Source organism: Paenibacillus sp. sgz302114 (genome assembly GCF_056120345.1).
In genome coordinates this window covers 465,429-487,676 of record NZ_JBVYOI010000004.1, presented here as the reverse complement: position 1 = coordinate 487,676, position 22,248 = coordinate 465,429, and the positions used below count along the sequence as shown (strand labels likewise).

The following is a 22,248-nucleotide window of genomic DNA, read 5'->3' as shown; positions in this document are numbered from 1 at the left end:
TACTAGATAAGAGGGATCACTCATGTCAACCGGACTGACCGTTCTATGTCATTATTATAACGAGAGTTACATGCTGCAGTGGTGGCTCAAGCACCATTGTACGTTGTTTGATCACGGAATTATGATCGATTATGGATCTATAGACCGGTCCAATGAGCTCATTCGCACGTTCGCTCCATCGTGGGAAATACGCAAGTCGCGAAACCAAGATTTCGATCTGGTGGGATGCGATCAAGAAGTGATGGAAATTGAACGTGAGTTACACGGCTGGAAAATGGTATTGAATACGACTGAATTTCTATGTATTCAAGATAAAGCTGCATTCATGAAGCAATTGAATCTTAAGGGTCTTTCCATGTGTAGAACGACCGGGATTACGATGCTTGACCCGCTGGGCAACTGCTATCCGGAACCGAATCCGAATGTACCTCTTGTCAAGCAAAGACACCATGGCATCATTCAAATGGAATCGTTCCACAGAGATCGCTTCATTCATAGGCATCCGGACGGCGCTTACGAGATTGGGAGGCATCGTTCCACACACAATCCCGGGCATGACATCTATTTGAAGGATGCCTATACGCTGCACTTTCAATTTAGCCCTTGGAATGAAGAGATGATACGGCGTAAGCTGTTCATACAAACAAGGATCCCTCAGAAATACAGAGAAAATGGGTTAGGCTGGCAGCACTACGTAGACAGGCGCAGATTGGAAGAAATGTACCGCGAACGCGCGATGAATACTCAAGATTTGAGCATGGATTTATGTTGCGGCTGGATTTTCAATTAGGTCTGGAGGAGCTTCGTTATGCTTAAAGTCAGCTGTATCTTAACCAGCTATAACCGTCCGGTAATGATCCGGGATGCCATTGCGAGCGTATTGAATCAGTCGTATCCGTATTGGGAGCTGCTGATCGTGGATGATCACTCTAACCGAGAAACGCAAGAAGTGCTATACGCTTTTGCAAGCTCGGATGTCAGAATTCAAATCATCCAATCAGGTGTTAGTAGGCAAGACAGGCGAAAGACGACACGCTATGCGACCTGCATTAATTTGGCCATCCCACACATAACAGGCGATTTAGTTACGTACCTTACGGATGACGATATCTATTATCCTGAACGATTCGAGAAGATGGTAGAAGTGTTTGAATCAGATGAACACATTCATATTGTCTATGGCAAGCAATGCTTTGCCGTCGTGGCAGATGATGGTCAGATTCATAAAAGCGGGATAAGACCTCTGGTGGGCATAACCAGAGAGCCTGCCGAAAAAATAGATCATAATTCAATTATGCACCGAACATTATGCTTTGAACTTGTTCCTCGATGGAATGACGACCCGACGATTTGGGCTTGGGCCGATGCCGTATTTTTTCAGCAATTGGCTGCTCACTGGAGCTTTCATCCCGTAGATTATGAATCAGACGAACATCGGTATCATGCCAACTCCATTCAAGCTAAACACAACCGGCAAGAAAAGGTGTATTTAGGCATAACGGAATTATCGAAAAACAATTCAAAAAAAAGGAATCGTTTTGACGAGCTTGTAGACCTGTTGTTTCGCAAAAAGGAGTAAGATAAAGCCTCTCCAATCTTTTGGAGAGGCTTTTATTCGTACCAGGTACATCAGCGATTAGCCACTAAAGGCAGCAATGGTTCCCGCGGTTCTAACGGTTCGCGTGGCTCCAACGGTTCGCGCGGAAACTAAATGATTGAAGTTACATGATCACCACTTCATCGAGAACAATAAAAAAGCTGCCAGTGTGACCTGGCAGCTTTTTTCTCACTCATTCTGGGTTTGGTTTTGTGCATTTTGCCCGCTCCAAAGTGTGTCTAAATGACCAGATAAGGAGAAGGATTAATAAGTACGGTTGCCTGTTCGAACCGCTAGCCCGTCGAGACCATAGACCTCATAACGCTGCCGCTATTTAACCAAAGTTGATTTTGATATCCCATATTTGTATGCAGCGGCCATACTGCCAAGCCCGCCACGGTCAACCTCTTCAATAATGGCCAGTTTTTCTTCGGCAAGGTATTGAATTTTGGGCACGAAAATATGCTCCCCTCATAGCATCAGGCTTTTATTATTTCACCTGTCTACTATTTGGGGAGCATATCAAGTGGGCAGCCTTCTTCCAAAGTTTAGTTAGGGAGGATTATGGGATGTGCGATCATTGTTGCAAAGTTCTCCATTCCTACTGGATCAATTTCTTTTTGTAATTCTATCGTAAAGTTCATGATGTTATGATCAAGGAATGGTCCATCTGTTTTATAAAAAGTAATATAAAAGTTATTGGAATCATCTTCAGCGGTATTAGGATCATCTACAGCGTTCGAAAACTCATAGCTAATTGCTGGGTTTGGGTGTCCTGGGAGTGGGTGTGGGCTGAGTTGGCTTCTTTGGATAATTTCTTCTTGGTCCAATTTTACGGTCGCTACCTGATAGAAGGAACTTGGTGTTATTTTGATCGGCTTTCCATTTAGGTCTGTTAACTTGAATGTGCCTTGAAATGTAGCTATACCGTTGCCAGCAGGAGTTCCATGGCCGGGGAATTTGCTTACCAATACAATTTCTCTTAACATGCTATTCATCTGATGTTGCAGAACATTTACTTGGGCTGGAAGACCTGCAAGTTCCGTTGAATCCCCCGGCGGACCAGGCTCACCAGTATCGCCTTTTTCACCCTGCAGTCCCGCTGGACCAGTTGCACCGGTATCACCTTTTTCACCCTGTTGACCAGCTGGACCAGGAATACCTTGAATACCCTGATCACCAACTGGCCCCTGTGGCCCAACAATGCCAGGATCACCTTTTTGATTCCAAACAATTCGCAATTCGTTACTGCCGCAAGTCTTGGATGAGTCTATCATTTTAATTGTGCCAGAGCTGTTATTCACGCAAGCATAGTAGGTCAAGCTGTTGCTGTCCCCCAGAGCGGTTGTCACTCCAAAGAATGTAGACATCACTAACACACCAATTAGAACACCTTTTACGAACGAATGCTTTGCGAATAGCTGCTTTAATTTCGCCATACACGTCCTCCTTTATATGTATAAAATAATGCGTTCGATATATAGGAGATGTGCAAGCCTCTATCTTTAGAACATCAATTATGCAGAGTCCTCACACTTTCAATTCGATAATCTCGCCCATTTCAAAAACGAACGCAAAATAGAACGGCAACTGAGGAGCAGCTGTCGCGGCAATCTGCTCCTTCTAGTTGAACTATCGTGTCCAGTTAGCTTAATCACTTCTACAAAATTCACTCACTTAATCTATTATCAAAAGAAGCTTTTTCGGCAATCTAATTTCCATGTTCCTCAGCCCCATCATGCTCATTGCTTCCAAATTTATTCAGCAATACATGCACTTCACTTTTTGATTTGGCGTTCATCAAGCTGGTTCTGAGTTCACTTGCCCCTCGAAACCCACGGACATAGATTTTGAAGAAACGGGTAAGCGCACTAAACGAACGTGGTTCCTCTGCTGAGTATTGATCATGCAGATCCAGATGGAGCCGCAGCAGATCAAGCAATTCCGCACCGCTGTGCTCCTTCGGCTCTTTCTCAAATGCATATGGATTTTGAAAAATACCGCGTCCAATCATAATACCGTCGACACCGTATTGCTCTGCAAGCTGCTGGCCGGTCTGACGGTCAGGGATATCCCCGTTAATGGTCAGAAGTGTATCTGGCGCCACCTCATCACGAAGCTTCTTAATCTCCGGAATCAGTTCCCAATGAGCTTTTACTTTGCTCATTTCCTCTCGTGTCCGAAGATGAATGGACAGATTAACAATGTCTTGTTTCAAAATATGGGTTAACCAGTCACGCCATTCGTCTAGGTCACTAAAACCGAGCCTTGTTTTTACACTGACAGGCAGTCCCCCGGCTTTGGCGGCTTGGATGATATCCGCTGCGATTTCAGGTCGGCAGATCAGGCCGCTGCCCTTCCCATTCTCTGCTACATTCGCCACTGGACAACCCATATTAATATCGATGCCTTTGAATCCTTCTTTCGCCATGCCGATGCTCATTTCACGGAAAAATTCCGGCTTATCTCCCCAGATATGTGCTACAATGGGCTGTTCATCTGGGGTAAAAGTCAAGCGCCTACGTACACTTTTGTTCCCCTCTGGGTGACAATAACTCTCCGTATTCGCAAACTCCGTAAAATATACATCCGGTCTGCCTGCCTCACTTACCACATGGCGAAACACAACATCTGTCACATCTTCCATGGGTGCTAGTACAAAAAAAGGTCGTGGTAAATCGCGCCAAAAGTTTTCTTGCATCATTAAAAACCCCTCTTACCTATCAGAACAATCGTTGTCCTTAGAATAGTAAAATACTTGCTGCCAGTGGAACATTATTCAAACACCATCACAGGTTAACAACAGACATTCCATAAAGTACACGATTTTATTATAAACTGAATAACGTCATGATGGGTATGTCCCCTTCGTACCTTCAACAATGTTTCGTAATTACACCATGTTTTTTTGCAATTGGGAATGTCTCCGAATAAAAACTGGCTGCGGATCAGGTCACCTAACGACAACGACCAACAATTTATTATTCTCAGAAATGACTAGCTTTCATTTCTTCCAAGTTCGCCACAGTCAACCTCTTGCTGAACGAAGTGTAGTCGGTCACCTCTGACGCGCACTGCCTCAATATACGAATCCCAGCCATTCGTCTGCAATGACATCAAGTTCTTGTCAATTTCGGTAATGGGATCAAGTTCTTGTCATCTGGTTTTGACAAGAACTTGATCCCATAAATAAAAAAAGCCGCGATTTTCGCGACCTTTAATGAGATAATGTTCTTGTCATCCGACAATCTTCCGCTTTTCGGCCAGCATGAGCAATTTGAATCTGGGGGCCATGACTACCCGATTTTTCAATTGTAAACCTTTAAGGAGAAAATAAGTGATTGGTCAAGTCTGAACCTCCATTAATTGATTGTTTACATAGGTCATATCATTAACTCTTCGCCTATCGGATATTCCCAAAGTCCCAGTTTTCCCTTCACTGGAATATAGGGCTTCAGCAGACGGAAACCCGCTATTTCCCACGCAAAATAACCTGGCCTGTAATCGCCTAACAGGAAGTCATCCCCCGTCACGACCTTCCCGCAATCCAGAATGGCTGACGTATGATTAGCGTCGATGACTTGATAACAATTCGTAAGCACGCAAGTAGCAAGGATAACCCCCGTAGGGAGGTTTTGTTCCGTATAGCCATTCTTGGCGAGTAAAGAACGAATGGGTTCATATTTGCAGGCCTGCTTATCGACTTTCTGGCTTGCATGAATGGCCAACGGACCGCGATACAGGGTCTTCCAGGATCTTGTTTCATAGAGAGTCTCGTCTTGGACAAGCAGAGTCGCCCACGGTTGAATCATGGATAATACTTTCATTCCTCTACGCTCCATTACTGTTCATAATGAAGTACTATTCCCCAAACATTCACCAGACTTTCCATACCCTCATAAAAAACCTCAAAAAGAAAAAGCTGTCTTCAGCTTCAGCTGCGTCGGCTATTTGTTCACTGTTAAATATGCGTCTCTCGTTCTCCGTTAGCATTCCTGTAGATGGATTAATTTCGTCTTTGAAAAAGAAAAGCGCCTCGGTACGAAACCGCCTGCACGGAGCTGGAAATACCGGGCTTCCCACTACAGCCTTCCATTTCTTCTACCTGTCCAGTCGTACCTAGCAATGCCGCCAGATGCCCGCCGGCGGAATGCCCGAACACGCCAACAGTACAGTATTGACGTATTTTTCTACTGAAACGCCTTCTTTCGCGGGATTGCCGTTTACGATAAGCTTTTGTGGAGCAAATTCTTTTTCATTAATAATCGTAATTTGATTTTGCTCACCATCCCATCGGTCTGTACAATCGAGAGATTCGGAAACAAACCGAAGTGGAACCATCAGAGAACCATGGATATACAGACACAATAGAACTGCTGCAAACAAAATTACACGTTGGTTCATGTAAAGTATAATCCCTCTTCCAATTTGCGGATTCGTTACTTCGTAACCTCTATGAGACGCACGGATTATAGGTTAGTTACGATGTAAGTTATTCCAGTTAGGTTGGTTAATATATTATTTTCAAATGTATGAATGTCAAAGCCAATGCGCACAATTGATTCATACTGGAATAGAAATTTTTTTACATCTTATTCATTTCTTGGACAATGTTCAGGTCATGATTATCAGAGGAAATGTGACAGCATGAAATTGTATAAAAGTGTACTGAGCCGATCAATTTTTGCATCCAGCCTATGCATCTGCGGATTTATCGTCATTGCATTTCTAATTGGCGAACATCAGATTGCCTCTTTCGATACAAGGATTACGGGTATCGTTAGAAACATGGAATCCGCCCCTTTAACGAAGGTGATGAAATTTTTTACAATGATTGGCTCAGGATGGCCGGTCACCTTAATTACACTGGGGATTTCCATCATGTTCGCATTTCTGGGGCACCGTAAGGAATTAATCGTTTTTGTCAGTATTATAGTCGGATCCGCACTTCTCAACACGATATTAAAGCTTATTTTCCATCGCGCGAGACCGATCGTGCACCGGATCATTGAGGCAAACGGATATAGTTTTCCCAGTGGACATTCGATGTCGGCTTTTACCTTATACGGACTGACTGCCTTTTTTCTATGGAAGCATGTACGAGGACCAGTGGCCCGTTCATTAATGATTATCACTGGTATCGGCTTCGTCGTCATGATCGGTGCAAGTCGCATCTATCTGGGTGTCCATTACCCAAGCGATGTGTTGGGCGGATATTTAGCAAGCGGTGCTTGGCTATGGGTTACAATCGCGCTATATCAGTATTTTTTAGAAAAGCGTTGGGAGAAGCAGCAGAGAATCTGAATTCGAAACGGTCTCATTACATACTCGGAAATACCACTAGTTGTAACTCCCTAGTGTCCCCTACTCGTTCGAACGCTTCTATCGTGTCGATTCCTCACGAGAGAGAAAGAGCGGTGGTGCTGGCCTTGGGCTTGCCATAGCCAAACGAATAACCGAAGCTTACTCTGGCACGATTCAACTGAATAGTGAATTAGGAAAAGGGACGGTTGTGACAGTGTCTTTTCCAAAAGAAAAGCTATAGCAAAGAGCCTGTCTTGCGACAGGCTCTTCATCATGGATCTAACCCAGAACATCACGACGAGTAAACAAAGCATATCCAATCGCATAAAGGGCGATTGTCCAGCCTAGCAAGACTGCTAAACTGCTGCTCAAGTTAACCGGGAAACCAAACTGTGAAGACAGATCCCCAGTCCAAGCCGATGAAAGTCCGAAATTAGCGGTAATGAAATATTGCATCCACTTCACGCCAGATATAATATGGACCACAATCGTCCCTAGAATAATAACAGCCATGGCCACCCCAGTACTTACTGCAGCGGAACGCAGTAGCACGGAGCAGAAGAAACCAAGCGTACACATCGCAATAGTTGCAACAAGTGTAAGCAACATCGCCGTGAAGCTGAAATGAGCTGCAGTCACAATAGACAGGCTAGCAGGATTCGCTGCGGCTGTATGTGTCATTGAACCACGGATCATTTCTGTTACGCCATGATAGGTCACACCTACTGCAACTGGCTGACTCGCTCCGCCAGTTCCAAAAGTTAGTACGGACAAACCGGTCAATACTGCAAGTATAATTGCGATTACCAGTACCGAAGCAGTCACTGATGTTAAGTACTTCGCTAGTAAGATTTTGCCTCGAGAAGCTGGACGTGTGAGTAGTAACTTGATCGTGCCGCCAGTTTGCTCTCCTGACACCATGTCAGCTGCGAGCAGTACACAGAGCAGCGGGATAAACAATTGGCTTCCTATATTCAGCAAGTCATTAATAGCACTCCAGGCTGTTATTTGCGGATCGTGATTCACGACCAAAGGGAGTTTATGATCAATCGTGTACTGCTGCAATTGTACCTGCATCTGGAGATCGCCAAGCTCTACCTCTTTATCAGGTGTCAGTGCCGCAATTTCTTTGTTTAGAGAATCAATTGCTTGCTGTGTTCGAGTCGCATCAAAAACCGACGGATCAGGCTGCGGCTGATTAAGCTGATCCTTACTTTGATTCAGCGCCTTAATCCGATCATTGATATTTGCTTTATCCGCTTCCGTCATACTGGTGTCCGTTGATAGTCTGGACTGAAGCCTCTGTATACGATCAGATATCTCTTGTTTCTGAACCGCAGGGTCTGAATTGTGTCTCTGACTAACGGATTGATAGTGCTCCGCATAGGTATAAATCGAAACGAGCACGACCCCAAGCAACAATACGACCATGAAGCGCCTGCGGCGAATTAACTTCGTCCATTCATTCTGAACAATTCGGATCAGCTCATTCATGCCGTAGCTCCTCCCGTCATTTGCAAGAATACATCTTCCAATGTCTGTTTCTTGCGTTCAATATTATGGATTTCAACATTGTTCTGAATGAGCGTGGACAGGACATGATTAAGAATCTCGTCGTATTCAAGGATGTCGATCTCATTGCCTTCCCCTCTAAACAGCTGAAGTTCCGGATGTACAGATTTTAGGACGCGAAGTGCGACTTCAGGTGCGTTTACTTCTATTGTTAAACGATCATTCATCGAGCCCCTGCGCAAATCTGCAAGTGTTGCTGTCGTCACCCATTTTCCTCGATTAATGACGCCTACCCGATCACAAATCATCTCTAGCTCTGCAAGAAGATGACTCGAGATTAAGATGCTCTTACCCTGTTTAGTCAATTGCAGTAATAAATCACGGAATTCACGGATACCGCTAGGATCTAGTCCATTCGTTGGTTCGTCCAGTATGAGCAGCGATGGATCATGCAATAATGCTTGGGCAAGTCCGAGTCGTTGTCTCATTCCCAGGGAATAACGGCGAACCTTATCGTGGATGCGTTCTTCTAATCCGACAAGTCGTATCGTTGCTTGAACGCGCTCAATATCGACTTCACCGGACAACCTTGCAAACTGTATCAAATTCTCATATCCCGACAAGTAAGGGTATAATTCAGGGTTCTCTACAATCGTTCCGATTTCTTGCATCGCAAGTCGCCTTGATGTCTGTACGTCGTGTCCGCAAATATGAACCGTTCCCGCAGTAGGTTTAGCAAGTCCGACAAGCATTCGAATGGTCGTTGTCTTCCCTGCGCCATTCGGCCCTAACAGGCCGAAAATTTCTCCTTCTTGCACGGAGAATGAGATATCCTCCACGATGGTTCGTTGATCAATTCGTTTCGTTAACCCGTTGACTTTCAATACGTCAGCCATTATTATCGCCTCCAGTTCTTATGCCAACAATTACTTCCAAACACTTGTAATTGGCGCAGCATTGCGACTCGCTCCAAGACGAGACAGACCGTAGAGATCCTCAATTGTGCGCAAGACATTGTAGTGATTGATCCGTTCGTTGTACTTGCCGGGCTTAATCATTGAACCGATCATAACAATGGGAATCTGATTCTTCTTCGAAAAATCATCTTCATCCCATGTTAGGAGGAGTAAGCTCTGATGCTTCGTTGCCCAGTCCACATAAGCACTCAAATTACCCTTCAACCAGTCGTCCGCTTCCTTGACCGTTCCATCATGCATATCATCTTGGTGATTTGGGATGACGAAAGATACCGTTGGAAGCTTGTCAAACTGTTGCGGGAATGCGCTAAAAGGTTGATTGAGTTTCGCAGGGATATTCGTAAATTGAACCCAAGGATTATGCTTGCGGCCATATCCTTTATAGGTGCAACCCGTAAAACCTGCTTTAGGTAAATCTTCAGAATATCCGACAAACGTCAGTTTCGACTTCAATAATTGACGCCCCAAATTGTCAGTCTGAAACGGCTTCTTACAGGAATCATCCTTCACTCCTTGCGTGGAGCCTGAGAATAAAGCGATATAATTGGGTTGAGAGGGATGCGTAATCGCGTATGCATTCGTAAATAATGCTCCTTGCTTAATCAGCTTGTTCATAAACGGAGCATTCGAACGGTTGACGATTTGTTTGTATGAATGGTTCTCTTCAATAACAATCACAATGTGCTTAACCGTTATATTAGGGAATTTCGATGTCTTAACAGCGGCTGGTTCTACATCCGTTTCGATTGAATTTGCCGATGGTGGTTGTCCTTTGCCCAAAATTGCAGGCGCTTCACTGCATCCTGTTAGTACGACAAGCAGCAATAATATTACGAAGTTACTTTTTATATTGTTCATACGACTCCTCAAATGATCGACTCCTACTTAATTCATCCATACACCAATTGCGATTCCAAGCAAAGCTCCTGCACATACTTCAATAGGACGATGACCCAGCATCTCCTTCAGCGTTCCCTCTTCTTGCAGTTCTTTGGAATGAGCCGGGAATAAACGAATCAACCGGTTCAATATTGTCGCATGTGTCCCAGCATGTCTGCGGATACCCATCGCGTCGTACATCGTAATTACACTGAATAGTACAGCAAGAGCAAACATGCTGGAATGGAATCCATCCACCAATCCGACTGAAGCAGCAAGGGAACAGACGGCAGCGGAATGCGAACTCGGCATTCCCCCAGTGCTAACCGCAATTTTTATATTTAATGACCGCTTCGTCAGTAAATTGATGGGTATCTTCAACGTTTGCGCAGCGACAATAGATATTAACGCAGTTTGTAGCGGAATATTAAAAATGATAGGTCACTCCTCGTGATGGGGCTAGCTTACATTCGAATGGTCTCGTTTATTTTTAGTATGCTTCTTCTTCGCGGGAGTCATTAGGCATCTCTCCTTCTCTTCCGCAATAGCCAGTACACAATCAACAAACATGCTATTCCTGCAAGGGCATAGCTAATCGGATGATGATAAGTTTCAATTGAATTTGCATTCGCACCGAGTTTGAGCCCAGCAAATGCGAGCGCCATATTCCATGGAATACAGCCTAACAAGGAGAACAACATAAATTTCATGAATGGCATCCTAGCAATACCGGCAGGCAATGAAATAAAGGTCCGGATGAACGGTAAATTTCTGGCGAAAAAGACGGTACTCTGACCATAGCGCGCAAACCATCTTTGAAACTGTTCAAAGTGCGAGGCATTAAATAAGCTCCGATATAGTAAGCAATGACCGATCCAACGACAGAAGAATAACTAATCTTAATGTAGACTGAATTCCTAAATCTCTTATGAACAGATTCTTAACATTTTCTTAAGTGACGCCAAACAAAAAGAGCCTATAAGATCAGGCTCTCGACTTCGGATACAATTTGGCATATCGCATGATTGTTCTAAACACAGATTTGTTCGGATGTTTACGGAATATATACGGATCCGGACTTGTGTTCACTTCTAGTATCCATGGTCTTAATGTTTGATCAAGTGCGACGTCAAGCCCAACCACGCACACGCCCGGGAATTCTTTCTGCATAGCTCTGCCTGCCTTCATGCCCAGCTTCGAGAGTGATTTCAATTTTTCATCAACATCTTTTGTGTAACCCGCAAGCAACCGATTTGCAGTAACAATCGTACCTCCGCTGTGGAAATTGGTTACGATTTTATTTTTAGCGGCAACCCGGCCTATTATGCCTGTCGTCTCCCATCGACGATTAGGCGCATATTGTGACATAACACTAAGATCGAAGCTTCTTCCCTTATGCTTAAGCAAGTGAATGCCTTTCTGTACGAGATACTTTTTCTTGCTTGTGTGCTTTAGAATGGTACGGTACATGTCATCGAATTCCTTAAAGGAATGGACTTGTTTTTTGACTTGGAACTGATATCCCGTCTCTCTACGTTCTACACGCATAACGCCGATTCCGAACGAACCCACCACAGGCTTTATATATACCATCTCATATTTCTTCAACAAAGCTCTCAGTGACCCTTTGCTCATACGAACGGTTTCGGGAACATAATCCGATAAAACGTTATCCTTCAAGAGTGCAGCTGTTTTCTTCCATTTGCTGCTAACGCGACGGGGCATGCTCATCCTCCATCCTTATATTTCTTTCTTATAAAGCTTTATCAATTTCTTTGCTGTTCGTGACCAAGTGAATCGTTTTTTAGCATCTATCCTTGCTTGAGCGGCTAGCTGTTTGTGTAAAGCGTTATCTTGTGCAAGCTTGATCAGATACTTAGCGAAGCGGATTGGCTTATGGTACTCTTCTACCAAATATCCATTTCGTCCGTGCTCAACAATTTCGGGGATTCCACCATTATCCGAAGCAATCACCGGTAAACCGCAAGCCATAGCTTCTACGTTGACAAGTCCAAATGCTTCATGTTTCTGAGAAGGACAGACAAAACAATCTCCTGAGCGGTAAAAATCCGGCATTTGCAACCGAGACAAGTTCCCTTTGAACTGTACCGGAACATTAAGATCTCGAGCGATCTTTCGCAAATACAATCCATATGCGCGTTTCAGTGAACCCCCAGCAATGGAAAGCCGTAATCCAGGTACTTCTTTCCTTGCAATTCTGAAAGCCTTGAGCAGCACGGGGATTCCCTTCCTCGGGATAAGCCTTCCTGCGAAGAGAATATGAAACTTTCCATCTGCTCTTCTGTCGTTCGGGAGAAATTTAGTTGTGTCGACTCCAAGGTGCACGTACTTCATTTTTTTTCGATGGGCAGGAAATCGTTTCGTTAAAGTATCTTCAAGCGAACTACTATTGCCAACGATAACATCTGCGTAGCGGAGTGCTAAGTTAGCATTGCGCCGTGTTGTCATGGGAGAAGTGACGAATGTCATAGAATGCAAGAAGACGGAGATTGGAATTCCAGGAAAGGCACTGCGAATAGAGCGAACGAAGTTGGGACGATTATCAATTTGGATAAAATCGTAATTTCCTGCACGTTTAGCTCTCTTTATTGCATGAATCAGGTACGTTTTTTTCGTATTACCAGACACTCTTAGAATGGTCATATTGCCTGCTTCCATCTTCCGAGGAAGACCTTTTCTCCATTTGCTGATAATTGTTACTCGATGTGAATCAGGCATATGTTTAGCAATCTGGTAGATGCAATTCTCAACTGAACCTCCCCTCTTCGGGGGGACAGGGATTTGTTCCGGGGCAAAAATTAACAGTCTCATTTGAGGCTCCCTTCATGCCCGTTATAGTTGTTACTACAGTATTCGCCACTAGTCAGTGCGTTGCAGGCATCTATAATTGGCATAAAAATTTAAGGAATGAAAACAAAATGAGCCCATTTCAAAGAAAATAGCTGTTAAGCGAATCACGATCCGCCTAACAGCTATGTTTAACTTGCCATTTTGGTTTCCAAGTCTGAACTTTCCGCGGGCTTTCCACCTTTCATGATGACAAGGAGAACGATGAGCACCGTTAATACGAAAGTTACGGCTCCCTTGCTGTATCCAAGTCCTCCGCTGCTGTGAGCCGCCGACAGCCAATCCGCGAATGAAGCACCGACAGGCCGCGTCATAATATAAGCGAACCAAAACGCTGCAATTTCTTTTAAACCAAAGAACCAATACCCAATTGCTGGGACCAGAAGAATAACGGAGAACATAATACCCGATGATAAATAACCGAGGTTCATACTGTTAGCTGTCATATCACCAGCAGCCGTACCGAGCGCGAAAGTGGTTACAACTGTTAACCAATAAAAGACTTCTCTTCTTCTTGTATTGATACTATGAACGGAGAGAGTCTTTTCCTTTACATACCAAGTGATGAGAATCGCAGCAAGCGCAGCAACAAAGAATACGGTCGATGCGATATATGGGATGCCTAGACCTACTCGGATTGCATCAGCTGCTGTTGTGCCGAAGATGCTGACCATGATAACAACGAGCCAATAGATACCTGGCACATACTTGCGAACTTTGAACTGCATTATCATGGCTACAATGAAGATAATGAGGCTGACAGGAACGGAGAATATCGGGTTCAGTTTCTCGAACAGATAATCGGAAGCAACTTCGCCCATTCCAGTTGTTATTAGTTTTGTAATCCAGAAGAATAGCGTTATTTCCGGCACTTTAGCGAACACTGCTTTCGATACGTCTTTCAATTTTGTTTTTTGGTTTGGCACCAGGTCCACCTCTTTCTTTTTAGCCGTTAATAACTAGATATACGAGGAAAACGGCAGCAAGCACGAACCGGTAATAGGCAAATGGTGCAAGCTTAAGTTTCTCGAGAAGCTTTAAGAATGTAATGACAGCAAGCAATGCGACTACAAAGGCAACGACAAAGCCTGTAATAAAATAGCCGGCATCTGATGCAGTCAGCGTATCGTAACTTTTCAGCAGCTCATAACCGCTTGCTGCGAACATCATTGGAATGGCGATCAAGAATGAGAAATTCGTTGCAGCTCTATAGCTGATCCCTGTTAACAGGCCGCCTGCAATCGTTGCGCCTGAACGCGAGAAGCCTGGCCATAGCGCCAAACATTGAAACAAGCCGATTTGCAGCGCTTGTTTATACGTGATTTGGTCCATTCCTTCAGCTTGTACAGCCGCTTGATTGCGCTGACCGATCAGCATGAACACACCGCCAAGCACGAGACCAATAAGAACGGTATACGGAGAGAACAAGTAATCCTTAATAAAGGAGTGCAAGATCAGCCCGAGCGCCATGGCTGGGAAACAGGCGATAATGACATGCAGCAGATTAAGTTTGTGATTTGGCTGCTGAGGGTTCGTATTCCCTAGCTCCGGTTTAATCCGCATCAGGCCGAGAAGATTAAGAATTCGGCGCCAGTAAATGACGGCTACGGCGAGAATTGCACCAAGCTGGATGATGATCTCGAACGTATCTGCTTTCTCGCCAGTGAAACCAAGTAATTTGCCAGTAAGAATGAGATGACCTGTTGATGAGACAGGCAAAAATTCGGTTAGACCTTCTACAATGCCTTGAATAACCGCATCTACATATTGCAACATAAAATTAATTACGCTCCCTTCGAAAAGTGAATATCATGAACACGTCTTAGCTAGTGTAGTACCAAATCCTCAACGAACCATAAACCGTTTCTTAACTTTTTCTTAATTAGCTTGTCCTATTTATACAAAGAAGGGGAGTCCTCTAGTCAGTTCTCACTGACTTTCTGGACCATCCCCAATACTTCGCCGCATGCTCCTATTCAACGAAGCAGCAGCGCATCCGTCAACTGATATTCGCCATTCGCGCGATCCCGTACTTGCTAACATCCGATTGCGGCACAGGCCTTGCCCAGCCGAATAATTAGGCTTCCGCATAGTTAATCATCATTCCTGCGTCAGTTGCGATTTTAATCTTTAAATTTATAACCGGCTCCCCATACCGTCTCAATGTAGGTGGGATTGGCAGGCTCAGTCTCGATCTTCTCACGAATTTTTCGGATATGCACGGTGACCGTTTGCAAGTCCCCCATGGCATCGATTCCCCAGATTCGCTCAAACAGATGCTCTTTGGTGAACACGCGGTTCGGGTTACAAGCCAAAAAGTACAATAAATCAAACTCCTTGGTGGTTAGTACTGTCTCCACTTCATCTACCAATACACTCCGTTTATCTGGATCGATGTATAAGCCCCGGATTTGAATATCATTCTTGGGTAAGTACGAGTTGGTGAGTCGGTCATACCTGGCAAGATGGGCTTTGACTCTTGCGACGAGCTCAGCTGGTTTAAACGGCTTCGTGATATAATCATCCGCGCCAAGTCCAAGCCCACGGATGACATCAATGTCTTCTCGTCTCGCCGTAACCATAAGAATGGGAATGTTCTTCTTTTCCCGGATCCGTTTGCAAACATCAAATCCATTCATCTTGGGCAGCATCAAATCAAGGATGATCAGGTCATATGAACCCGTTAAACTCATATGAAGTCCTTTCTCACCATCTGCTGCGATATCGACTTTGAATCCATTAATTTCAAGATAATCACGCTGGAGCTCAGAGATGGTTTGATCATCTTCAATTAATAAAATGGCTTTCATTCACTTGTCCCCCCTTGCTTTATGGGAATGGTTAAAATAATTGTCGTCCCTTCGAATAACTGACTTCTCGCGTCAATTCCGCCTCCGTGGCCTTCCATGATCTGTTTCGCGATCGCGAGGCCAAGTCCGCTGCCGCCAGTATTGGCATTACGTGATTCATCTACGCGGTAGAAGCGTTCGAATATATGCTGTAGCGCCTTCGGTTCAATACCTGACCCGTTATCTGTTAGCTCTATAACCACTGAATCTTCGACTTGATTAGCAGCAATCTGAATAATTGGGGCCGGTTTGTCCATATAGCGCTCACTATTCTGAATAACGTTATTGAGAACTCGCCTGAAATGGTCTCGGTCCATCGTAACGCAAATCGATGAAGCAAGGTTTATCTCGGTAAGAAGCGAAATTCCCTTCTTCTCCAGTTCGAACATAAGCTCCTCCGTCCAATCTTTGAGAAAGGGCACTACGTGGACGGTTTCAAACTGGAAAGGCAGCCGATTAAGATCTAGTTTTGAATATAAGAACAGTTCATTGATGAGGTGGTCCAATTCATCGGCTTTCAAGGCAATCGTCTGCATATATTTGCGATTCTTCTCAGGCGTATCTGCTACTCCTTCAATGATGCCATCGACATAACCACGTATAGCAGTGAGCGGCGTTCGTAAATCATGTGATATGCTTGCAATTAGCTCTTTACGGTTCGTCTCATATTGTTTCTGAACCTCAAGCGACTCCTGCAGCCTAGAACGCATCTCTTCGAATGCGGTACTCAGCTGTCCGATTTCATCCTTACGTGCTACGCCTAGTGTGAAGTCCAACCGTCCATCCTTTATCTCGCGGGCTGCACCCCGAAGAGCTTGAAGTGGTTTAATAATATTCTTCGACATATACGTGGTTAGAAGCACGTGCGTGCCGATTAGGATGACGAGCAAGGTAAAGAACATGACCGTAAAATATCGATGAATGAAAAAGACGATCGGATTAATTTTAAGAACGATAAATAATGAACTCTTCTGAGCAATGTCATTGCGCAGGTCAAACTGCATAATCTCATAATCCACATTTCCGGATTTTCGGAGGATATCATGCGTAACCGTACCAGGCCCTTTATATGCCGGCAGAATGGAAGTTAAATCTGACGCTTGATCGAAAATGGCAGAATGATAAACGAGAATATTATTCTTGCGTATGACCAAACCGGCATCGGTTTTATGAAGCTCTGCCGTCATTTCTTCCAAGTACGAATGATCTGTCAATAACTCAGGATCGCGTTGAACAGAACGCCAAATTCCCTTTGCTATATGGTCAACTACATCGTGGTCAAACATATTTTCCGTTGATTCATAAGCTCCTTTCATCGAGGGCATATCCCCCCTTAATGAAACGAGCAACAATGAAGTAATGAGTAGAATTAAGATGAGAGGTATGATAAGCATCGCTGCATAAGATAACAATAACTTCAATCGGATCGACATGAAGCAGTTCACCTCGCCCAAGTAAGTTCCTTCATTCTTAAATAAGCATACAAAAGGGTTCTGAATTATTAATGAACCATTTCTTAAGAATGTATTAATTACGTTGGTAAGTGTGCGAAGTTTGACAGCTACACCGCTTTAATTCGGAACACATTGCCATATTTCCCTTGGAATACTGGATTCCCGAAAGCCGAGCACCAGCTCTGGTACATGCGATTGGAGACGTTCTTCCTAACTAACACATAGTCAGGCTTATCGTACTGAACGATATCGGGCAATAGCTCGGAGAAACCTTTCATGGATCGTTCGAATGCCGTGTAACCGAAAACTCCCTTGGAAGCATCCGTAACAAATGGATCCTGTCTGCCATCACAGAGTACATCTGCCCCATGTGACATGACATAACCCGAACTGCCGTAAGGAGCTAGCACCTTTGGCCGAATACCTGAAGAAGATTGCGACATCACATAGTTCATTTCGGCGACGGGATATTTCGTATCATCTATGGTTGGCGGCCAGATATATACAACCGCCAGATTTGCTGAGAGGCCGATGACTAGACCTAATATGAACCATGCCTTCTTAAACGGAATTTGAACAATCTGGTTATAAGGGATAAGTTCTACGACTGTACCAGCGAAATAAGGAACAAATAGCCACATGAACAAATTTTGCTTATACGACGACACGCCAAGGAACAGAATGCCGAGCATCAGCATAAATCGAAATGACTTACGGTGTATGGCAAATGGCAAAACACTTGCAAAAACAAGCAGCAGAATGGTTCTTGGCTCGGTTGGACTCGCAAAATTTATGGGCTGCCACTCGTTAATCATCAAATTGAAGTGGTGCTTCGTAACCGTGAATATGTACAGAATGTTATCGGTTCCGCCTACATTAATGAATCCCACCGCAATGATTGACAGGTAAGTCCAACCTTTTACTTTGCTTAAACTTCGCTCAAAAATGGACTCCGCGAAAGCCATTGCGGTGAATACTGCAATAACCAGCCAAACGCCAGCATGAATATTAGCGATCCCAATCGATATGGCAACCATTGCGTATGCGTATCGTTTAGATAATGAGAGATTAAACTCCCTCAAGTAAACGAAGAACCACACGATTAAGCATGAAGAAATAATCTGCGGTCGAGTCTTAAAATAGAAATAAAAAACGCATATCGACACGATCATTACAAGAACGAATAGCAAAAAGTGATGCTCTCCAAGTCCCAACTCCTTGCGGGAGATACGAGTTAGCCTGTACAAACCTCGAATGAGCAGGAATAGACAAGTACCAGTTAACAAATAAGTACCTTGCCAACCGAATGTATTATAAAGCACAGCAATTATTAATTGAAATCCGAACTCATGAGGTACATAAGGAAGCTTATCATTATAGAACGTATGGATGGCATGATGGAGTACCGTATGGTGTTTGAGCATATAGTTGCCAAGTTCAATATGCCAGAACGTATCCGGATCATTGTAAGATTCTTTGGGGAACATCAATACAATAGCGATCACAGCTAAGAGCAAGTATAGAATTGGTAATCTCTGTTTAATTCGAAGCTTCATGTTCATTCTCCGTTTCCCGGAACACAATAAGCTTTTGTCCGAAATAATTGAGTATAGTATACAACCCTGTGCTGATCATCACAGCGACATCCTTAGAATAATTCTCGCTCATATGCAGCAATTGCTTCCCTGTCATCTGTACAGCTTTGAGTCCAATATAATAAGAAGAAACGTAGCAGAAAAGGATTACAACAACAAACAGCAAGAACGTTCGGGGGACTTTACCGCGATTGTTGAATGTAATCCTCTTGTTCAGCATGTAACTTACAACAGCCCCTACCGAATTACCTGTAAATGTAGATCCCCAATAGGAAAATGCGAGCAGATGCAAAGCTCCATATGTGACACTAAGCCCGACTAGCGTATTAAATACGCCGATGATTAAAAATCTGATAAACGGCTTTCCAAGCAGCCCATTATGATTGTTGATCATCATTTGTAAGATCCGTCTCAATGATGTATGACGGCCGACGCTTCGTCTCCCAATAGATCTTGCCAATATATTCACCGATGAGCCCCACACTCATTAGCATCAGGCCGCCTATGATCCATACAGAAATGATGATGGATGTCCAGCCTGATTCGGTATGGCCAAGCAATTTCTGAATCAGTGCATACACTCCGGTCAGAAAGCTTAAACAGAATGACAATACGCCAATGATTGATACGAGCCGAATCGGAACAATACTGAATGATGTCAGACCATTAAATGCGAATGCCACCATTTTCTTCAACGGATATTTGGTTTCTCCTGCGAAACGTACTTTACGATCGTAATAAACGACTTCGCTCTTAAAACCTAACATCGGTACAATGCCGCGAAGAAACATATTACGCTCTTCGAAATCCTCAAGCACACGAACTGCCCGCTTACTCATTAACCTGAAATCGGCATGGTTATAGATCAGGTCAATCCCAAGCTTACGCATGAATTTATAGTAAGCTTGTGCCGTTGCTCGCTTGAAGAAGGAATCTGTGGTTCTGCTTTTGCGTACCCCATATACAATCTCTGCGCCATTCTGATATTCAATGACGAAATCACGAATGACACTGATATCATCTTGCAAGTCGGCATCGATGGTAATAACGCAGTCGTACCATAGCTTTGCTGAGTGAATGCCAGCCAGGAGCGCCCCTTGATGACCGAAATTTCGAGACAGCTTGACCCCTGAAATGTAATCACTTCCACACTTCTCTCCCTCGATCAAACGCCAGGTCTCGTCTCTGCTTCCATCATCGACGAATACAATCTTGCTATTTGACGAAATGAGTCCCTCACCAATAAGTGCAATCAACACCTCTTTGAGTTGGGTGGCTGTTTCACGCAGCACGTCTCTCTCGTTATAACATGGGACCACGATGGCTAAAGCGGGCTTATCCAACTACACACTTCCTTCCTGCGACAGCGCTTATGCAATTAAGATGCTATCTCAAAATAATTAATAAATTCTTAAGTCAGTCCAGAACTCATTACCTTGCTTCATATAAATAAATTCTCCATGCTGAATCCGCATTATCAAAGGTTTTCAATAATTGCAGACCATCTTCATTGGCATTCGTGATGGGCACAGCTGAAAATATATATCTGCCGCCCATATGCTTGAACACATCTATATTCAACTCTAGATGATGGATCTGCACGGTCGAATTCTTCTTATATTCATAATTCTGTCCCAATTCACTTACGAACAAATAACATCTGCCTCCCCAATCATCAAAGTACGTTTTAAGATCCTGACTTTTATCTAATTCCTTCGCAATAATTTGACGAAACTCGTGTTTGTAAGCGAGAGGATAGTAGTTGTTGTAGGTATCAAGTGTGAAAAAGCCGTTATATTGAGCAATTGCAGGGTGCAGCCCGATACTTGCTACTCGATAAGTGTCCTGTGGTTGGCTAATGTAATCTTTAATTTCTCTGAACTGGTCGACCGCATAGAACTGTTTGACCGTCGGCTCTCCGTAGACCCGATAAACGATTTCGTCATTACTCGCAAATAGAATGATGAGTTGCAGAACAAGACTGAGGCGTACCCACTTCTTCCATTTCGTTCCCATTCTCCATAGGATTTGAAGTCCAATAGCAAACCCTAAATAGATGACAAGCGGCCGTAGAAAATGAAACCGAGCGAAATTAAATGTATCCAGTAAGTTAAATTGCTCTTTTAACGGTTCCCATCCTTTGTAATACCAGAAGCCGTACCAAACCGATAATAGAAAGTTAAGTACAAGTAAGAATAGAAATTGTTTATTCTCTTGGCGCCCTTTGCGTTTGATTACAATTCGGAACACAATGAACAGAATCGGCAGGATGACCAATGTATGCATCGTTAATACGTGTCCATGTCCCAAGACGAAATTCACGAAAGCAAGAGAGATGGATTGCCAGATGCTAAGCGTAGAGTTTACAAACTCCAATCGGCTATTTGGTGCATCCGATAGTACAAGTCCAAAGACCAGCCTATACTCAATGGCAAGATAAATAAACGTCATGAATACAATGCTGCCAAGGAGTCTGAGATTCCAATCTCTTTTCTTGATTAGGTCATATAACCAGAGGCAACCTACTGCCGTTAAGAAGAAGAAAAAACCTAATACGAAGCTCGAGTATAGCGGCAGTACGGTAATAATCATCCACTCTCGCCAAGAAGCTTCGCGTTTGCGTATGTTCATGAATGCCCACAACGCGAGAGGTTGACCTAAGGTGCTTAACATGCCTGAAGGCCAGAAAGGTGTCAGGGCGAACGCAAGTGAAACTCCCACTCGAATATACGTCGCTTGCTTGCTCTGAACGAAATGTTTTTTAAGTAACAGATACATACCAAGAAATGCTACAACCCTCGTTATGCTCTGGCTGAGCGCATAGGCGAACATCGTTGGGAACACAGCATGCAGCCACACGATTCCGCTAAATTCTGTTCCGTAAGCACCTCGAGGTAATCCATTTATGACTTGGGGAATAACAGCATGGAGGGAACCAAACAGTTCGTTACTTTGTAGAAGCACCTTATACCACGCAATATTGGAATCTAAATTATCGTGAACACGAATCGTAGCGTTGTCACCTAGAAGATAAAGCGGCGACAAATATAAAAGGATAATAAATAAAGCAGCAAGGACTGAGCGTTTTTCTCGAGATAACTTTGCTGATAATTGCTGCATAGACGTCTTCCCCCACTTGATGCCGGTTGCTGTCAATCGTACTCGCTCGATCTACATGAATAGGAGAAAAAGCCGCAGTTCATGCGGCTTTTT

Annotated in this window: 24 protein-coding genes and 1 pseudogene; 4 read left to right on the top strand and 21 right to left on the bottom strand. The window is 43.9% G+C overall.

Going from position 1 to position 22,248, the window contains the following annotated elements; genetic code table 11:
* Positions 1–22: 22 nt before the first annotated feature.
* Positions 23–790 carry a glycosyltransferase family protein gene (locus tag AC0LWF_RS14360; protein WP_474652204.1) on the top strand — a complete coding sequence of 256 codons (768 nt, stop codon included), beginning with the start codon at positions 23–25 and terminating at the stop codon, positions 788–790.
* An 18-nt stretch (positions 791–808) separates the two neighbouring features.
* Positions 809–1,579, top strand: coding sequence for a glycosyltransferase family A protein (locus AC0LWF_RS14355; RefSeq protein WP_474652203.1), 771 nt, complete (start codon positions 809–811; stop codon positions 1,577–1,579).
* Positions 1,580–1,927: 348 nt separating this feature from the next.
* On the opposite strand, the gene AC0LWF_RS14350 is transcribed toward AC0LWF_RS14355, so the two are convergent.
* The 6 genes from AC0LWF_RS14350 to AC0LWF_RS14325 all read right to left on the bottom strand — a co-directional run bounded on the left by AC0LWF_RS14350 (position 1,928) and on the right by AC0LWF_RS14325 (position 6,001).
* Positions 1,928–2,053, bottom strand: a complete 126-nt coding sequence (locus AC0LWF_RS14350) for a hypothetical protein (RefSeq protein ID WP_474652202.1) — start codon at positions 2,051–2,053, stop codon at positions 1,928–1,930.
* Between the two features lie 92 nt (positions 2,054–2,145).
* Positions 2,146–3,036 carry a hypothetical protein gene (locus AC0LWF_RS14345; RefSeq protein WP_474652201.1) on the bottom strand — a complete coding sequence of 297 codons (891 nt, stop codon included), beginning with the start codon at positions 3,034–3,036 and terminating at the stop codon, positions 2,146–2,148.
* Positions 3,037–3,308: 272 nt separating this feature from the next.
* A complete protein-coding gene (locus tag AC0LWF_RS14340; protein ID WP_474652257.1) occupies positions 3,309–4,298 on the bottom strand; it encodes a tRNA dihydrouridine synthase in 990 nt (329 codons plus the stop codon).
* Between the two features lie 682 nt (positions 4,299–4,980).
* Positions 4,981–5,424, bottom strand: a complete 444-nt coding sequence (locus AC0LWF_RS14335) for an ASCH domain-containing protein (protein WP_474652200.1) — start codon at positions 5,422–5,424, stop codon at positions 4,981–4,983.
* A gap of 179 nt (positions 5,425–5,603) precedes the next feature.
* Positions 5,604–5,759, bottom strand: a complete 156-nt coding sequence (locus tag AC0LWF_RS14330; RefSeq protein WP_474652199.1) for a hypothetical protein — start codon at positions 5,757–5,759, stop codon at positions 5,604–5,606.
* Positions 5,717–6,001: a stalk domain-containing protein gene (locus AC0LWF_RS14325; protein ID WP_474652198.1), complete on the bottom strand. Its 285-nt coding sequence runs from the start codon at positions 5,999–6,001 to the stop codon at positions 5,717–5,719. The genes AC0LWF_RS14330 and AC0LWF_RS14325 overlap by 43 nt, the downstream gene beginning before the upstream one ends.
* Positions 6,002–6,244: 243 nt before the next feature.
* Between AC0LWF_RS14325 and AC0LWF_RS14320 the strand changes: the two genes are divergently transcribed.
* Together AC0LWF_RS14320 and AC0LWF_RS14315 are read left to right on the top strand one after the other, a co-directional pair.
* Positions 6,245–6,901 carry a phosphatase PAP2 family protein gene (locus AC0LWF_RS14320; RefSeq protein WP_474652197.1) on the top strand — a complete coding sequence of 219 codons (657 nt, stop codon included), beginning with the start codon at positions 6,245–6,247 and terminating at the stop codon, positions 6,899–6,901.
* A gap of 67 nt (positions 6,902–6,968) precedes the next feature.
* Positions 6,969–7,142: pseudogene (locus tag AC0LWF_RS14315) on the top strand (ATP-binding protein); the annotation flags it as partial.
* Positions 7,143–7,180: 38 nt separating this feature from the next.
* On the opposite strand, the gene AC0LWF_RS14310 reads toward AC0LWF_RS14315, so the two are convergent.
* From AC0LWF_RS14310 to AC0LWF_RS14240, 15 genes are all read right to left on the bottom strand, one after another.
* Positions 7,181–8,395 (bottom strand): DUF2705 family protein, encoded by a 1,215-nt coding sequence (locus tag AC0LWF_RS14310; protein ID WP_474652196.1) that lies wholly within the window; start codon positions 8,393–8,395, stop codon positions 7,181–7,183.
* Positions 8,392–9,309 (bottom strand): ABC transporter ATP-binding protein, encoded by a 918-nt coding sequence (locus AC0LWF_RS14305; RefSeq protein WP_474652195.1) that lies wholly within the window; start codon positions 9,307–9,309, stop codon positions 8,392–8,394. Before AC0LWF_RS14305 ends, AC0LWF_RS14310 begins: the two co-directional genes overlap by 4 nt.
* A gap of 30 nt (positions 9,310–9,339) precedes the next feature.
* A complete protein-coding gene (locus AC0LWF_RS14300) occupies positions 9,340–10,248 on the bottom strand; it encodes an alkaline phosphatase family protein (protein ID WP_474652194.1) in 909 nt (302 codons plus the stop codon).
* Between the two features lie 27 nt (positions 10,249–10,275).
* Positions 10,276–10,695, bottom strand: coding sequence for a divergent PAP2 family protein (locus tag AC0LWF_RS14295; protein WP_474652256.1), 420 nt, complete (start codon positions 10,693–10,695; stop codon positions 10,276–10,278).
* Positions 10,696–10,787: 92 nt separating this feature from the next.
* Positions 10,788–11,144 (bottom strand): DedA family protein, encoded by a 357-nt coding sequence (locus AC0LWF_RS14290; protein WP_474652255.1) that lies wholly within the window; start codon positions 11,142–11,144, stop codon positions 10,788–10,790.
* Positions 11,145–11,253: 109 nt separating this feature from the next.
* Entirely contained in the window at positions 11,254–11,994 is a 741-nt protein-coding gene (locus tag AC0LWF_RS14285) for a YheC/YheD family protein (RefSeq protein ID WP_474652193.1), read from the bottom strand.
* Positions 11,995–12,009: 15 nt separating this feature from the next.
* Complete coding sequence (locus AC0LWF_RS14280; protein WP_474652192.1) at positions 12,010–13,101, bottom strand: glycosyltransferase family 4 protein; 1,092 nt, start codon at positions 13,099–13,101, stop codon at positions 12,010–12,012.
* Positions 13,102–13,268: 167 nt separating this feature from the next.
* Positions 13,269–14,063 carry a COG4705 family protein gene (locus tag AC0LWF_RS14275; RefSeq protein ID WP_474652191.1) on the bottom strand — a complete coding sequence of 265 codons (795 nt, stop codon included), beginning with the start codon at positions 14,061–14,063 and terminating at the stop codon, positions 13,269–13,271.
* Between the two features lie 19 nt (positions 14,064–14,082).
* Positions 14,083–14,913 carry an undecaprenyl-diphosphate phosphatase gene (gene bacA, locus AC0LWF_RS14270; RefSeq protein WP_474652190.1) on the bottom strand — a complete coding sequence of 277 codons (831 nt, stop codon included), beginning with the start codon at positions 14,911–14,913 and terminating at the stop codon, positions 14,083–14,085.
* Between the two features lie 347 nt (positions 14,914–15,260).
* Positions 15,261–15,947, bottom strand: a complete 687-nt coding sequence (locus tag AC0LWF_RS14265; RefSeq protein ID WP_474652189.1) for a response regulator transcription factor — start codon at positions 15,945–15,947, stop codon at positions 15,261–15,263.
* Positions 15,944–17,302 (bottom strand): sensor histidine kinase, encoded by a 1,359-nt coding sequence (locus AC0LWF_RS14260; RefSeq protein ID WP_474652188.1) that lies wholly within the window; start codon positions 17,300–17,302, stop codon positions 15,944–15,946. Before AC0LWF_RS14260 ends, AC0LWF_RS14265 begins: the two co-directional genes overlap by 4 nt.
* A 245-nt stretch (positions 17,303–17,547) precedes the next feature.
* On the bottom strand, positions 17,548–18,996 hold the full coding sequence (locus tag AC0LWF_RS14255) for a hypothetical protein (protein ID WP_474652187.1): 1,449 nt from the start codon (positions 18,994–18,996) through the stop codon (positions 17,548–17,550).
* Positions 18,980–19,432 carry a GtrA family protein gene (locus AC0LWF_RS14250; RefSeq protein WP_474652186.1) on the bottom strand — a complete coding sequence of 151 codons (453 nt, stop codon included), beginning with the start codon at positions 19,430–19,432 and terminating at the stop codon, positions 18,980–18,982. The genes AC0LWF_RS14255 and AC0LWF_RS14250 overlap by 17 nt, the downstream gene beginning before the upstream one ends.
* A complete protein-coding gene (locus AC0LWF_RS14245; protein WP_474652185.1) occupies positions 19,413–20,378 on the bottom strand; it encodes a glycosyltransferase family 2 protein in 966 nt (321 codons plus the stop codon). Before AC0LWF_RS14245 ends, AC0LWF_RS14250 begins: the two co-directional genes overlap by 20 nt.
* An 88-nt stretch (positions 20,379–20,466) precedes the next feature.
* Positions 20,467–22,155 carry a DUF6044 family protein gene (locus tag AC0LWF_RS14240; RefSeq protein ID WP_474652184.1) on the bottom strand — a complete coding sequence of 563 codons (1,689 nt, stop codon included), beginning with the start codon at positions 22,153–22,155 and terminating at the stop codon, positions 20,467–20,469.
* Between the last annotated feature and the right edge of the window lie 93 nt (positions 22,156–22,248).

Excerpts from the sequence above, each read along its gene's own strand:
- AC0LWF_RS14345 (WP_474652201.1), bottom strand. The coding sequence starts at position 3,036 with ATGGCGAAATTAAAGCAGCTATTCGCAAAGCATTCGTTCGTAAAAGGT.
- AC0LWF_RS14280 (WP_474652192.1), bottom strand. The coding sequence starts at position 13,101 with ATGAGACTGTTAATTTTTGCCCCGGAACAAATCCCTGTCCCCCCGAAG.
- AC0LWF_RS14325 (WP_474652198.1), bottom strand. The coding sequence starts at position 6,001 with ATGAACCAACGTGTAATTTTGTTTGCAGCAGTTCTATTGTGTCTGTAT.
- AC0LWF_RS14355 (WP_474652203.1), top strand. The coding sequence starts at position 809 with ATGCTTAAAGTCAGCTGTATCTTAACCAGCTATAACCGTCCGGTAATG.
- AC0LWF_RS14335 (WP_474652200.1), bottom strand. The coding sequence starts at position 5,424 with ATGAAAGTATTATCCATGATTCAACCGTGGGCGACTCTGCTTGTCCAA.
- AC0LWF_RS14255 (WP_474652187.1), bottom strand. The coding sequence starts at position 18,996 with ATGAAGCTTCGAATTAAACAGAGATTACCAATTCTATACTTGCTCTTA.
- bacA (WP_474652190.1), bottom strand. The coding sequence starts at position 14,913 with ATGTTGCAATATGTAGATGCGGTTATTCAAGGCATTGTAGAAGGTCTA.
- AC0LWF_RS14310 (WP_474652196.1), bottom strand. The coding sequence starts at position 8,395 with ATGAATGAGCTGATCCGAATTGTTCAGAATGAATGGACGAAGTTAATT.
- AC0LWF_RS14305 (WP_474652195.1), bottom strand. The coding sequence starts at position 9,309 with ATGGCTGACGTATTGAAAGTCAACGGGTTAACGAAACGAATTGATCAA.
- AC0LWF_RS14360 (WP_474652204.1), top strand. The coding sequence starts at position 23 with ATGTCAACCGGACTGACCGTTCTATGTCATTATTATAACGAGAGTTAC.
- AC0LWF_RS14285 (WP_474652193.1), bottom strand. The coding sequence starts at position 11,994 with ATGCCCCGTCGCGTTAGCAGCAAATGGAAGAAAACAGCTGCACTCTTG.
- AC0LWF_RS14265 (WP_474652189.1), bottom strand. The coding sequence starts at position 15,947 with ATGAAAGCCATTTTATTAATTGAAGATGATCAAACCATCTCTGAGCTC.
- AC0LWF_RS14340 (WP_474652257.1), bottom strand. The coding sequence starts at position 4,298 with ATGCAAGAAAACTTTTGGCGCGATTTACCACGACCTTTTTTTGTACTA.
- AC0LWF_RS14260 (WP_474652188.1), bottom strand. The coding sequence starts at position 17,302 with ATGAAAGGAGCTTATGAATCAACGGAAAATATGTTTGACCACGATGTA.
- AC0LWF_RS14250 (WP_474652186.1), bottom strand. The coding sequence starts at position 19,432 with ATGATGATCAACAATCATAATGGGCTGCTTGGAAAGCCGTTTATCAGA.
- AC0LWF_RS14240 (WP_474652184.1), bottom strand. The coding sequence starts at position 22,155 with ATGCAGCAATTATCAGCAAAGTTATCTCGAGAAAAACGCTCAGTCCTT.
- AC0LWF_RS14320 (WP_474652197.1), top strand. The coding sequence starts at position 6,245 with ATGAAATTGTATAAAAGTGTACTGAGCCGATCAATTTTTGCATCCAGC.
- AC0LWF_RS14300 (WP_474652194.1), bottom strand. The coding sequence starts at position 10,248 with ATGAACAATATAAAAAGTAACTTCGTAATATTATTGCTGCTTGTCGTA.